8 protein-coding genes are annotated in these 14,269 nt (G+C 56.2%); all 8 read left to right on the top strand.

Annotation, left to right across the window (positions count from 1 at the left end; all coding sequences use genetic code 11):
- The first annotated feature begins 23 nt into the window (after positions 1-23).
- The 8 genes from sbcD (at position 24) to ISG32_RS06385 (ending at position 14,257) form a co-directional block, all read left to right on the top strand.
- Entirely contained in the window at positions 24-1,292 is a 1,269-nt protein-coding gene (sbcD, locus tag ISG32_RS06420) for an exonuclease subunit SbcD (protein WP_194770167.1), read from the top strand.
- Positions 1,289-4,732 (top strand): AAA family ATPase, encoded by a 3,444-nt coding sequence (locus ISG32_RS06415; protein WP_194770166.1) that lies wholly within the window; start codon positions 1,289-1,291, stop codon positions 4,730-4,732. The genes sbcD and ISG32_RS06415 overlap by 4 nt, the downstream gene beginning before the upstream one ends.
- Positions 4,733-5,265: 533 nt before the next feature.
- The gene (locus ISG32_RS06410; protein ID WP_194770447.1) at positions 5,266-5,652 is read left to right on the top strand and encodes a DUF2304 domain-containing protein; all 387 of its coding nucleotides are present in this window, start codon (positions 5,266-5,268) and stop codon (positions 5,650-5,652) included.
- Positions 5,645-7,114, top strand: a complete 1,470-nt coding sequence (locus tag ISG32_RS06405; protein WP_194770165.1) for a mannose-1-phosphate guanylyltransferase/mannose-6-phosphate isomerase — start codon at positions 5,645-5,647, stop codon at positions 7,112-7,114. The genes ISG32_RS06410 and ISG32_RS06405 overlap by 8 nt, the downstream gene beginning before the upstream one ends.
- Before the next feature lie 6 nt (positions 7,115-7,120).
- Entirely contained in the window at positions 7,121-7,924 is an 804-nt protein-coding gene (locus ISG32_RS06400; RefSeq protein ID WP_323745900.1) for an ABC transporter permease, read from the top strand.
- Positions 7,924-9,138, top strand: coding sequence for an ABC transporter ATP-binding protein (locus ISG32_RS06395; protein WP_194770163.1), 1,215 nt, complete (start codon positions 7,924-7,926; stop codon positions 9,136-9,138). Before ISG32_RS06400 ends, ISG32_RS06395 begins: the two co-directional genes overlap by 1 nt.
- Positions 9,135-10,586 (top strand): class I SAM-dependent methyltransferase, encoded by a 1,452-nt coding sequence (locus ISG32_RS06390; protein ID WP_194770162.1) that lies wholly within the window; start codon positions 9,135-9,137, stop codon positions 10,584-10,586. The genes ISG32_RS06395 and ISG32_RS06390 overlap by 4 nt, the downstream gene beginning before the upstream one ends.
- Positions 10,586-14,257 (top strand): glycosyltransferase family 4 protein, encoded by a 3,672-nt coding sequence (locus ISG32_RS06385; protein ID WP_194770161.1) that lies wholly within the window; start codon positions 10,586-10,588, stop codon positions 14,255-14,257. The genes ISG32_RS06390 and ISG32_RS06385 overlap by 1 nt, the downstream gene beginning before the upstream one ends.
- Positions 14,258-14,269: the final 12 nt, after the last annotated feature.

The following is a 14,269-nucleotide window of genomic DNA, read 5'->3' as shown; positions in this document are numbered from 1 at the left end:
CGCGCAACCCCTCTTTCCAAGCAATGCGAATTCTTCATACTTCTGACTGGCATCTGGGCCAGAACTTCATGGGCAAGTCCCGTCAGGCGGAGCATCAGGCTCTGATCGACTGGCTGCTCACCCAAGTGCAGCAGCACGCGGTGGACGCGGTGCTGATCGCGGGGGACATTTTCGATACCGGCGCGCCGCCGAGCTACGCGCGCGAGATGTACAGCGATCTGGTCGTGCGTCTGCATACCGCGGGCGTGGGCCTGCTGCTGCTTGCGGGCAATCATGATTCCGTCGCCACGCTGCGCGAAAGCCGCGAGCTGCTGTCCGTGCTCGACACCCATGTCTACCCGGCCGCCACCGATCCGGCCTCCCATGTCCGCGTGCTGTCAACGCATGTGGCGGGTGAGCCGGCCCAGCCGGGCTGCATCGTCTGCGCGATTCCGTTCATCCGTCCGCGAGATGTCGTCACGTCCGAGTTCGGCCAGAGCGCGCAGGACCGCCAGCAGCAGCTGCTCGCAGCCATCCAGCAGTATTACCAGAGCGTGTATGACGCGGCCTGCGCCAGACGCGACGAGCTGGAGCAACAGACCGGCAGGCGTCTGCCCATCATCGCCACGGGGCATCTGACCACCGTCGGCGCGAGCAGCAGCGAGTCGGTGCGCGAGATCTATGTGGGCACGCTGGAAGCGTTCCCGACCACGGCGTTCCCTCCGGTCGACTACCTCGCGCTCGGACATATCCACAAGCCGCAGAAGGTCGGCGGCCACGAGCACATCCGCTATTGTGGCTCGCCGATCGCGCTGAGCTTTGACGAGCTGGGCCAGCACAAGCAGATGCTGCTGGTCGATCTGAACGCGTCCGGGCTGCAGGCCGTGACGGAGCTGTCCGTGCCGGTCTTCCAGCCGATGATGAGCGTGCGCGGCGATCTGGGCTACATCTCCGAGACGCTGCCGCGCCTGGCCGCGCAGGCCGAGGCGGGCAAGACGGTCTGGCTCGAGATCACGGTGAGCACCGATGACTATCTGGCCGATCTTCCGGCGCGCATTCAAAAGCTGGTCGAAGGCCAGCCGCTGGAGGTGCTGCGCATTCGCCGCGAACGCGGGCAGACCATGGCGCAGCTGTTCGACAACAGTGGCGTGACGCTCGACGAGCTCGATCCGCACGACGTGTTCGAGCGCCGCCTGAGTCTGGAGGAGGGCATGGATGCCGCACTGCGCGGCGCCCTGTCGCAGCGCTACCGGCAGATCGTGGACAAGGTGGTGGTGGGCGCGTCTCACGAAGAAGGCGAGGGCGCGCAATGAAGATCCGACGCCTGAAGCTCAAGAACCTCAACTCGCTCAAGGGCGAGTGGACCATCGATTTCACCGCGCCGCCGCTCTCGGAAAGCAGCCTGTTCGCGATCACCGGGCCGACGGGCGCGGGCAAGTCCACGCTGCTCGACGCCATCTGTCTCGCGCTCTATCACGAGACGCCGCGTCTGGGCACGCAGTCCAAGTCGGTCAACGACATCATGACGCGCCACACGGCGGACTGCAGCGCCGAGCTGGAATTCGAGGTGCGCGGCGAGGTCTACCGCGCGTCCTGGAGCCAGCGCCGCGCGCGCGACAAGGTGGACGGCGCGCTGCAGTCGCCACAGGTCGAACTGGCCAAGGGCGACGGCACCGTCATCACCCGCCATGTGAGCGAGAAGCTCAAGCAGATCACCGACATCACGCGTCTGGATTTCCCGCGCTTCACCCGCTCCATGCTGCTTGCGCAGGGCGGCTTTGCGGCCTTTCTCAACGCCAACGCCAACGACCGCGCCGAGCTGCTGGAAGAGCTGACCGGCACCGAGATCTACGGCGAGATTTCGCAGCGCGTCTATGAACGGGCACGCGACGAGCGCGACAAGCTCGCGCTCATGCAATCGCGCGCCGATGGCATGGAGCTGCTCAGCGACGAGCAACGCGCGGCGATCCAGGAGGAGGTCGCGGCGATTGGCGTTCAACACGCGGAGCTGTCGTCCAGAACGCATGTGCTGCGCGACCAGCTGCAGTGGCGCGTGGACGTCGCGGAGGGCGAGGCGGCCGTGGAGGCCGCACAGCAGCGTCTGCAGCTGGCCGACACCGCCATCGAGCACGCCGCGCCGGACATGCAAAGGCTCGCGGCGAGCGAACCGGCGCAGGCGCTGGAGCCTGTTCACACCGTGTGGCAGGCGGCGCATACCGCCGTCCGGAATGCAGTCCTGCAACTGGGTGAACGGCAGAGCGAACTCGCTGCGCAAGGCGCGGCGCAACGGCGCGAACATGCGCTGGCGTTCGCCTTCGCGAGGCTGCTGGACGAACAGGCCGCAACGCAACTGAAGCGACTTGAAGACGAACGGGCGACTCTGATCGATTGGTCGAGTGCGCACGCTCACCATGCGCATCTGGCCGAGCATCTGGGCGCGTGGCGCGAACAGTTCGCGCAGCAGGCGAGGGCGGAGGCCGACATCCGCGCGAACGAGCGGATCGCCAACGACACGACGGCAAAACTTGACGAAGCGCGCACGCGTTCGGCGCAGCACTCCCAGCGCAGCGAAGCGACAGCCAAGGCCCATGCCGAGGGCCAGGCGCAACTGCAGTCGCTGCAGGATAAGCAAGCCCTGCTGCTGGGTACGCACACGCTGGCCGCCTTGCGCGAGCAGTCGCAGCGAGCCGAGAAGAATCTCTCCATCACCGAGCGGCTCGATGAAAGCGCCCGTCGCCAACGCGAGATGAAGGCGAAGTTCTTTGACGTGCGCGAGCAGCGCGTCGATGCCGGTCAGAAGGCCGACGCGCAACAGTCCCTGCAGCTCGAAGCGCAAGCAGCGCAGAGCATCCTGAACGAGCGCGTGGCCGACAAGCAGCGCATGCTGGAGCAGGAGCAGATCATCCGCAGCCTCGCGGAGCACCGTACCAACCTGCAACCCGGCGAGGCCTGCCCCTTGTGCGGCGCGCACGAGCATCCGGCCATCGAGCACTACGCTCAACTGGACAGCACGGCCACGCGCGCCGAGCTGGACCGCTTGAAGCATGCGCAGCAGCAAGGTGAGAAGCAACGGCGTGATGGCGACGCGCAGCTCGCCACACTGCAGGCACAGGCCCACAATCTGCTCACGCGCGAACAGCAACTGATCGAGGAAGGCCGCGCCAATCAAATCGCATGGGACGAACTGCGAGAGCAGATCCGGCACGACGAACCGCTGCAGGCCAAGGACTGGGAACTGGCCGAGCGGCTGGCCCAGGCGCTGTCATCCGCGCAGTCGCAGGCCACGGCGCTGCGAGATCAACTGCAATCCGTCGAAGCCATCGATCAGCATCTGCATGAAGCGGGCAAGCGTCAGACTGAACTGACCCAAACGGTGCATGCCGCGCGCGAAGAAGCCCTGCGCCTGCAGCAGCAGGTGGAAAGCCTGCTGCAGAAGTCGGCGGAAGCCACGGCGCTGCTTTCGCAGCAGCGCACGAGCCTGCAGTCCCGGCAGGAGCAGATGCTGGCGGCTCTGTGCAGCGCGGGTTTTGCCGACCTTGCCGGGTTGCCCTCCGACGCGAACGCCTGGCTGCGCGAGCGCGACGAGGAGCGTCGCGCATGGCAGCAGACGCAGGAGCGCCTTCAGGGTCTCGGCATCGACATCGAACGCCAGCGCGCCACCTGCGAGCAGGTGCGTGCACAGTGCGATCACTGGAGCACGCGGGCTGCGGATGTGACGGACGAAATCGCCGACATCACCAGCGATCTGAACGCGGCGCAGGCGCTCTCCGACTGCGCCGCGCGCATCGACGCCATCACCGCCCGCACCGAGCAACTGGCCGGCAGCGTGAGCGAACTGGAGAATGCGCTGGCCCGACTGCGTGAGGATCAACAGACGGCCGAGCAACACTGGCACGATGCGATGCAGCGCAGTCCGTTCGCAGACGAAGCCGCGTTTTTCGACGCGCGCCTCGCACCCGAAGAGCGCAACCAGCTGCAGACCGCCAAACAGCGGCGCGAGCAGGAGCGACAGGTCGCCGCAGAACTGCTGCACACGCAGCAGACACAACTGACAGCCCTGCAAGCGCGCAACGCCACTGAAGCGAGCCGCGAAGCGCTGGAGCAGGATATCGCGCGGATGGAGACCGAATCCACCGGATTGAGCCAGCAACTGGGCGGCAGGCTCGCCACGCTGGAGCGCGACAACGCCTTGCGCGGCAGCCAGCAGGAACTGCTCGCGCTGATCAGCTCGCAGGCTGGCGAATCCGACACCTGGCAGCGCCTTGACGCACTGGTCGGCTCGGCCAAGGGCGACAAGTTCCGCAAGTTCGCACAAGGACTGACGCTGGATCATTTGCTCACGCTCGCCAACCGGCAACTCGAGCGCCTGCACGGCCGCTACCTGCTGCGCCGCAAATCCTCAGGCGAACTGGAACTCGAAATCGTCGATCAGTGGCAGGCCGACGCGGCGCGCGACACGCGCACGCTGTCGGGCGGCGAAAGCTTTCTCGTCAGCCTGGCACTCGCGCTCGCGCTGTCCGACTTGGTCAGCCACAGGACATCCATCGACTCGCTGTTCCTCGACGAAGGCTTCGGCACGCTCGACGCGGAAACGCTGGACGTCGCGCTCAATGCGCTCGACACGCTGAACGCCAGCGGCAAGATGGTCGGCATCATCAGCCACGTCGAAGGCCTGAAAGACCGCATCGCCACCCAGATCCGTGTGGAGAAGGGTGGCGGCGTGGGGCACTCGCGATTGAGCATTCATCCATGAGTCCGCGGGAGGATCTGCGCTGAAGACGCAAGACAGGGCGCGCTGAACACCTGGACGGTTTTCCACAGATCGCAGATGGCGCGCGCCGCAGCAATATGAGGGAAACAGAAACGCCCCAGTACCCTTCAAGCGCCATGTAGTATGTCCGCGTTACTCACGTAATAGATTGCAATTGTCAACCGTCGGATTGGCAATCTGCTTGCGCAGACTGCCGTTTTGTTCGTTGATTTAGGGTTGATTGACTTGAAATGCAATCTGAACTCGTTGCCATTGTTGCTTCCGGAAAGCTTCCCGGCGCTGCATATTCAATAGCAGACGACTATCCATCATCATGGCGATTCTGAAGAAGGGGCGTTCCGCCTACAATTGGCAGCTTTGTCGACCCATTAGTGGGTTTCAATTGGGTATTTGGGGGAGTATTGCACTGACGATATTGCGGTGGGTCTTGCTTATATAAGCAAGCCATTCACAGCGTGATTCGAGCGGTGTCTCAGGTTCGTCGTGCACTGCTCCTGCTGAAATCACAGGCTGATATGGCGTCTTTGCAAACCACCACCATGCTCTTGGGCGTGGGGCTGGCGATTCTGATTTTGTATCTGATTCGCCGCGATCATCTTTACTTGATGCACGGCCTGTTCTGGGTCGCCGTCGCCGCCGCCGCCGCGCTGCTTGGCGCCTGGCCAGGACTGGTCGACCGCATCGCCTATTCCGTGGGTATCTCCTACCCGCCTGCCTTGCTTTTGCTTTTTGCCTGCATTGTGCTGTTCGTCAAGGCACTGCACGCGGACATGGTGAACACGCGCATCGAGCGCGATGTGCGCCGATTGAATCAACGTCTTGCGATGCTTGAGGCGGATATGGAAAGCCTTCCGCGCAATACCGCCTCCGCATCGTCTGTCATCTCCTCCTACCATGACTGATCAGCTTCTTCCCGTCATTCTCTGCGGTGGCTCGGGCACACGTCTGTGGCCGCTTTCGCGCGAAACCTATCCCAAGCAGTTCCATGCCTTGGCAGGCACTGCCAGCATGCTGCAGGACACTGCAACCAGATTGCAGGGCATTGCGCCGAACGTGGAGCTTTCGGCTCCGCTGCTGGTCTGCAATGTCGAGCACCGCTTTCTTGTTGCCAGCCAACTGCAGCAGTCAAACATCGACAACGCCCGCATTCTGCTGGAGCCGACGGGTCGCAATACCGCTCCTGCACTCACCATCGCTGCGCTTCAGGCGCGAGTTGATGGTGCCGACCCCGTGATGCTGGCAATGCCCGCAGACCACGTGATCGCCGACAAGGCTGCTTTCCACGCAGCCGTCCAAAGCGCCTTCTGCGCTGCAAGCAAAGGCGACATGGTCACCTTCGGCATCGTCGCGGATCGTCCCGAAACCGGCTATGGTTACATCCAGCACGGCACGACCGAGCAGGGCGGCACGTTTGAAGTCCAGAGTTTCGTCGAAAAGCCTGATCGCGAGCGTGCTCAAAGCTATCTTGCAGCAGGCAACTATCTGTGGAACAGCGGCCTGTTCGTCGTCCGTGCCAGCGTCTGGCTCAAGGCCATGCAGCAATGTCGCCCGGACATTCTTGCCGCGTGCGAACAATCGATGAACGATGCCCAGCGAGACGCCGACTTCGTGCGTCCTGAAGCCGCAGCCTTCAAGGCCAGTCCTTCCGACTCCATTGACTACGCAGTGATGGAGCGCCTGCCCAAATTGCCGGAACTAGGCATCGCCGCACGCGTCATCCCGCTCCAGGCGGGATGGTCCGACGTCGGTGCATGGGACGCCCTCTGGAGCGTGCGAGAACATGACGAAAACGGCAATGCCATCATCGGCAACGCCGTGCAACATGGCTGCAAGAACTCCCTGTTCCTGTCGAGCAGCCGCCTCGTCGCCGGTGTGGGCCTCGAGCACATCGCCGTAGTCGAAACCCCTGACGCCATCCTCGTCGCCGACTTGCGCCGTACTCAGGAAGTCAAACAGATCGTCGCCCACCTTCAAAAGCACGGCAAGGATCTGGCCCATTCGCACCGCAAGGTCCATCGCCCCTGGGGCTGGTACGACAGCATCGACTACGGAGAGCGCTTCCAGGTCAAGCGCATTGTGGTGAATCCAGGTGCCAGTCTGAGCCTGCAAATGCACCACCATCGCGCGGAACACTGGGTGGTGGTCAAAGGGACCGCCGAGGTCACGAACGGTGATCAGGTGCTGCTGCTGGGGGAAAACGAATCGACGTTCATTCCTCTTGGCCATGTGCACAGGCTGCGCAATCCAGGCAAGTTGCCGCTGGAGATCGTGGAAGTGCAGTCTGGGAGCTATTTGGGCGAAGACGATATTGTTCGTTTCGAAGATACGTATGGACGTGTCGCTAACGAGTCTGCAGGAGCCTGATTTCAGATGCCTGGGTTAGCCATGTTTCGTGCGCTGTGGGCGTATCGCGGATTTGTATGGAGCAGCGTCATGCGCGAGTTCCATGGCAAGTACCGAGAGTCGCTGTTGGGTGCGTTCTGGTCGGTGGCGAATCCACTGACCATGATTGTGATTTATACGGTGATTTTCGGGCAGTTGATGGGCAACACTCTTGCTGGTCATGAGCAAACACCCTATGCATTTAGCATCTATCTTTGCTCCGGCGTCATTACCTGGAATCTGTTTTCGGAGATGTTGAGTCGACTCAATAATGTATTTGTTGAAAATGGAAATTTGATTAAAAAATCAAATTTCCCGCGGATCTGTCTCCCGGTGATTGTGACTTTGTCTGCACTGATTAATTTCGGTATTTTAATGGTCATCTACTTGGTTTTTTTGCTGGCCGTAGGACATTGGGGTGGGCTCACATTGCTGGCATTTATCCCTTTGCTGGCACTGCAGATTCTGTTTGCACTGGGGCTGGGGGTTTTTCTTGGAACGCTTAATGTTTTTTTTCGTGATGTGGGCCAACTGACGGGGGTGGTGTTGCAATTCTGGTTTTGGTTGACACCGATTGTCTATACGTTTTCGGCTCTACCAGAAACCGCTCAGCGACTGCTGAAATTCAATCCCATGCATGCATTGATCTCTTCCTATCAACGGCTTTTCTTGGATGGGCTTCTTCCAGATTGGCGCAGCCTTCTGCCTGTGTGTGTTGTGACGGTATGCTTTTTGTTGATCGGTGCTTGGTTTTTTCTTTCGCGAGTTGGCGAACTGGTGGATGAACTCTGATGGGCACGCTTGTTGTCTCCAATGTCAGTAAGGCCTATAAACGCTATCGCAGCAAATGGAGTCGTGTTGTCGAGTGGCTGACGGGTAAGTCGGGTCACGAGAAAAAATGGATTCTTCGGGACGTCAATTTTACGATTGCTCCTGGTGAGGCTGTAGGGCTTGTCGGTGTGAATGGTGCGGGGAAAAGCACCTTGCTAAAGATCATTACTGGCACAACGCAGCCGACAGATGGTCGAGTACAGTCGCATGGACGGGTGGCAGCACTGTTGGAACTGGGCATGGGCTTCCATCCGGATTTCACGGGGCGCCAGAACGTCTTCATGGCCGGTCAATTGCTGGGGCTACGCTCGGATGAGATCGGACGGTGTATGCCGACAATTGAAGAGTTTGCTGAAATTGGCGATTACATTGATCGTCCTGTGCGTACCTACTCCAGTGGCATGCAGATGCGTCTGGCATTCAGTGTGGCAACAGCTGTTCGGCCTGATGTGCTGATTGTTGATGAAGCGCTGTCGGTCGGCGATGCATATTTTCAGCACAAGAGTTTCAATAAGATCAGGGATTTCCGATCACAAGGCACGACACTGTTGATTGTCTCGCATGATCGCGCAGCCATTCAAAGTCTGTGCAGCCGTGCAATCCTGTTGGAAAATGGGCATGTAATAAAGGATGGACCTCCCGAAGAGGTGATGGATTTTTATAATGCATTGATTGCTGAGCGCGAAAATTCTACCGTTCAAGTTACTCGCTTGGAGGACGGACGAGCACAAACCACATCCGGTACGGGTGAAGCGCGCGTGCATTCAGTTGAGTTGTTCAATGAACGGGGTGATTTGGTCGACTATGTGAATGTGGGTGACAGAGTACGCCTTAGAGTCACGATTGATATAAAGACAGACCTGTCTTCCTTGGCATTTGGATATATGTTCAAAGATCGGTTGGGGCAGCCGATTTTTGGAACCAACACGCACCATATGGGGCTGGAGATCAATGAACTGCGAAAAGGCGAGAAGCTCGTTTTGATTTTTGATTTTGCGGCCAATATGGGGGTTGGTTCCTACTCTGTTACGACAGGGCTGCATCAAGGCGCGACTCACGTTGCTGCCAACTATGAATGGCGCGATTTGGCATTGATGTTCAATGTGATCAATGTGAACAAAGGATCTTTTGTCGGTGTTAGTTGGCTACCGCCTCAAGTGGAAATGCAGAGATGAGCACGGAAAGTTTTTATAGAGCCTTTGAAGATCGTTACCGAGGCTCGCGTGAATTGATCCGCGAACGACTGGAGGCTTATTTGCCATTCGTAAGGCCGTTGCTGACTATGTATCCTGAGGCGGAAATTTTGGACTTGGGGTGTGGACGTGGTGAATGGCTTGAACTTCTAAGGGATCAGGGCTTTCGCGTGCGCGGCATCGACAAGGATACTGGGATGTTGGCAGCATGCCTAGAGCGTGGGCTAACGGTCGAGCAAGGAGATGCGTTGGCGTTTCTGCGGGCACTGCCAGACAATACGCTAAATATCGTCTCAGGCTTTCATTTCATCGAGCACATACCATTTGAAGCGCTGGATGAATTGATGACGCAGGCACGAAGGGTCCTGAAGCCAGGTGGTCTTCTGATATTGGAAACTCCCAACCCAGAAAACTTGGTTGTGGGAAGTTGCAATTTTTATCTCGACCCTACACATCAGCGTCCGATCCCTCCGCTTCTGTTGAGTTTTTTAGCACAGTTCCACGAGTTCGCTCGCGTCAAGATCCTGCGCATGCAGGAATCAGCAGCACTTCATGAAGAGGGCGCCAAAATTAGTCTGTCCGATGTACTGGAAGGGGTAAGTCCCGACTACGGGATCATCGCTCAAAAGGTCAGTGATGCGTCACTGGCCAGAGATTTTGATGTGGCTTTTCAGAGAGATTATGGTCTCGATCTACGACAACTGGCAAACCTGTTTGAGACTCAGCATGTGGGTCGGAGTAGTACGGAAATCACGGCGCTCCAAAGTGACTATGAAGCACGTCACGCGGGATTGCTTGATCGTGTATCCCTGATGCAGCAAGATATTGCTCGTATGCAGGAGCAGATGAGCAGGGATCTACTTAATATTGCTCAAATCCGTTCTCGACAGCAAGAGCAGGACGGATTGATAGAACGACTGCACATCGTTCAACGCGAGCGTGATGAAGCGTTGTTGCGCGTTCAAACTGCTCAGGAGTTTGAGGCGCAAATGACGGAACGCTTGAAATTACTTGAGCAAGAGCGTGATGCATTGCGTCGTAGCTTTTCATGGAGAGTAATGGCTCCAGTGCGCTTCGTTGTTGGATGTGTGATGCATCCTGGTGCAACCGTTCGCGGCGTCGCCAATTCCACGCTGACGCATTCGATCAATCTGTTTCAGCGGCCGTTGGCTGTAGTGATGCGTCCCGTTTTACGGAATCCCCTGTGGAGTGCTCGCATCAATCAGAAGCTTGCACGATTTCCCGCATTGCATCAACATCTTATGCAGATATCTCAGCGTTGGAATCCTGCGCTTGGGGCGTCGCTAGAGAATCGAATGGGTGCGATTAATTTACCCAAGTCGGTGGAAAGCTTGGGCAACTTTGGGCAGCAGATATATATTGTGCTTAATACTGAGCTGGATAAGCAGAACGCCTCGAAAGAAAAGTGATGCGAATTGTCATTGATATGCAGGGTGCCCAAACCGAAAGCCGATTCCGGGGGATTGGCCGCTATGCGATGGAATTTGCAAAAGCCGTAGTGCGCAATCGGGGAGAACATGAGGTCTATTTGGCATTGAGCAGCTTTTTGCCAGAGACCATTGCGAGTATTAGGCGTGCATTCGATGACCTGTTACCGCAAGCAAATATCCGTGTATGGCACGCACCAACTAGCGTGCACGCCAGCAACTCGCGGAACACTCATCGTGCGCACGCGGCGGAGTTGATTCGTGAGGCATTTCTGGATAGCCTTGAGCCAGATGTGGTTCATGTAACAAGTCTATTCGAAGGTTTCGGTGACGATGCAGTGATCAGTTTGGGGCGTTTGAACACTCGTGGAATTTCCAGCGTCACGTTGTTTGACTTGATTCCATTGGTGTCTCCTGAAAAGTATCTGGATATCAATCCACTTTATGCAACCTATTACCGCCGTCAAATAGGCTTCTTGAAACAGGCGCAAGTCTTTCTTGCAATTTCGGAGTTCTCTAAGAATGAAGCGCGAGAGACGCTGCAGATAGCGCCGGAGCTTATAACCAATACCTTGTTGGGTGTCGATGACAGCTTCCACTTGGTGGATACGCAAACACCTGAAGCCCAATTGCTGCGTCAGCGCCTTGGGTTGCAGCATCCATTTGTACTCTATACAGGCGGTGGTGATGAGCGCAAGAATCTGCCTGCCTTGCTGAGAGCGTGGGCTGAGTTACCAACGGCCGTACGTGAACAGCACCAATTGGTATTGGCTGGGAGAATGCCCGAAGCCATTGCTCGAGGTTTACATGATTTGGCAACGGAGTTGAAGTTGCCGGAAAAGCAATTATTGATATCCGGCTATGTCAGCCATGATGAATTGGTGCTGCTCTATAATCTGTGTAAGCTGTTTGTGTTTCCGTCGTGGCACGAAGGGTTTGGGTTACCAGTAGCGGAGGCAATGGCCTGTGGATCTCCGGTGATTGGATCTAACACGACCAGTTTGCCTGAAGTGATTGGACTGGCAGAGGCACTGTTCAACCCCTTCGATGTGGGATCGATGCGTTCCCGTTTGCAACAAGCCCTGACCGATGAGAAGTATCTGGGACGTTTGCGTGAACATTCTCACGTGCAGGTGAAAAAATTCGATTGGAATGTGACTGCGGCCAAGGCGATTAAAGCTTGGGAAAATGCGCTAGGTACAAGTCGCGGAGTTCCGCTCCAGCAATTGACGGCACCTTGGCAAGATATGTGGAAACCATTGGTTGCTACACTGAGGAGTTCTCCCTTGGATTTCTCGTGCGATGAGTTAATAGGCCTGTCGCACGATATTGCTCAGAGCTCGCTCAATGGGATGGAGCGCCAACTGTTCGTGGATGTCTCAGAGTTATATCACAATGATGCTGCAACAGGAGTTCAGCGTGTTGTACGTGCCTATTTGAATCAACTGTTGAATAATCCCCCAAAGGGATTTCGGGTTGAGCCCGTGTTTGCAACTCTTGAGCATGGATATTGCTACGCGAGAAACTTCGCAGCACGCTTTATTGGTCAGGCATTGGCTGCAAGGTTGGACGATGCACCCATCCAGTTTAAACGTGGTGATCTATTCTTCGGATTGGACATGCAGCATCATGTTCAACTGAAACATGCGTCGTTCTTTGATAGATTGCGTCAGCAGAGTGTGACAGTCAAGTTTCTTGTATACGACTTGCTGGCGATTCAGTTGCCTCATTGCTTTGCAGATCCTCACGCAAGTCAGTTGCATGAGAATTTGCTTCGTTTGATAGCTCGCCAAGATGAGGCTATCTGTATATCCAAGGCGACTGCGGATTCGCTGAATGAATGGATTGAAGCAAAAGAAATAGAGACATCCACGAAATTCAGAACCAGTTGGGTGCATATTGGTGCTGATCTGGAAGGTTCGCAGCCTTCCAGTGGAATACCGTCGAGCGCGAATGCTGTGTACTCGGCATTGGCATCCAGACCTACTTTTCTTGTGGTATCGACGATTGAGCCGCGCAAGGCGCAGGATCAAGTTCTTTCCGCTGTAGAACTGCTTTGGCAGCAAGGTGTCGATTGCAACTTGGTATTGGTTGGTAAGCAAGGCTGGAAGGTTGAACAGTTGGTGGACCGCTTGGGTCGACATGTAGAAAGCCAGCACAGGCTTTTTTGGCTTAAGGGCATTAGTGATGAATATCTCGCACAGATATATCAGCGTTCAAGTTGCTTGATCATCAGCAGTCTGAATGAGGGCTTCGGGCTCCCGTTGATCGAAGCGGCACGAGCTGGAATTCCTGTGATCGCTCGTGATATCCCAGTCTTTCACGAGATTGCAGGTGAGAACGCCAGTTATTTCCATGGACAGACTGCGCAGGCCCTGGCCAATACCATGCATGATTGGCTAACTGGGAGTGAACAAGGGCAGTACATTGCCTCCGATGGCATGCGATGGTTGACTTGGGCTCAAAGTGCAGAGCGTCTGAAAAAAGCATTGACGCATGAAAACTATAACCCGCGGCAGTTGCTGGTTGATGTATCAGAGCTCGTACGTGTGGATGCTCGCAGCGGAATCCAGCGTGTAGTCAGAAGCGTTTTGCAACAATGGCTTTCGAATCCGCCACCCGGTTTTAACGTTTTGCCAGTAAAGGCGTCGTTAGAGGAGGGATACAGGTACGCACGTACATTTACAGCAAGCTTTTTGGGATGCTCTTCAACGAATCAAGTCGATGAAATCGTGGAGTATTCTGCAGGGGATATATTCTTCGGTTTAGATTTCCATCCTCAAATAGTTGTCTCTAACGCTGCCATTTATCAGCGTATGAGAGATGATGGGGTCGCGGTCAAGTTTCTGATTTACGATTTGCTCAGCATCACGATGCCTCAATTTTTCCCTCCGGGAGCTTCTGACGCATTTCTTGCTTGGTTGAATGTGGTTGTTCGATCGAATGAGATGATTTGTATAAGTAAGACAGTTGCTGATGAGTTGTCTAAATGGGTTGAAGAGAGGGTGATAGATTCTGATGAGTATATGCCAATAATAAATTGGGCGCACATCGGGGCTGATATTGATAATTCTATACCAAGCATCGGGCTGCCTGAGGGGGCGGGACAGATTTTGTCCAAGTTGAATAATAGTCTCAGCTTTCTCATGGTTGGTACGCTGGAGCCTCGGAAGGGGCATCTTCAAATGCTTGATGTGTTTGATCAACTCTGGGCTGTTGGAACTGATGCAAATCTGGTGATTGTTGGTAAGTCTGGATGGTTGACCGATCAATTGATCGCCAGGATCAAAGGGCATGATCGACTGGGTGAGAGGCTATTTTGGCTTCAGTCGATTAGTGATGAGTATTTGGAGAAAATTTATGCAGCCTGCAATTGCTTGATTGCGGCCTCTTATGGGGAGGGTTTTGGTTTGCCTCTCATCGAGGCAGCTCAGCACAACCTGCCGATAGTCGCACGGGATATTCCAGTGTTTCGTGAGGTGGCGGGAATAAATGCTGAATACTTCAGTGATTCGGGTGTCGATTCATTGGCGATTTTTTTTCGTGAATGGATGGAGAGGTATAAAAAAAATGAACATGTTTCCGTAGAAGAAATGCCATGGCTGAGTTGGGCGAAAAGTTCGGAAATCCTTCTGAAGAAGGTAATTAACTAAATGATTGGGTAA

The organism is Diaphorobacter caeni (assembly GCF_015354245.1).
Lineage (GTDB): Bacteria > Pseudomonadota > Gammaproteobacteria > Burkholderiales > Burkholderiaceae_C > Diaphorobacter_A > Diaphorobacter_A caeni.
The sequence above is the reverse complement of the archived record's forward strand: the minus strand, read 5'-3'. Positions and strand labels throughout refer to the sequence as shown.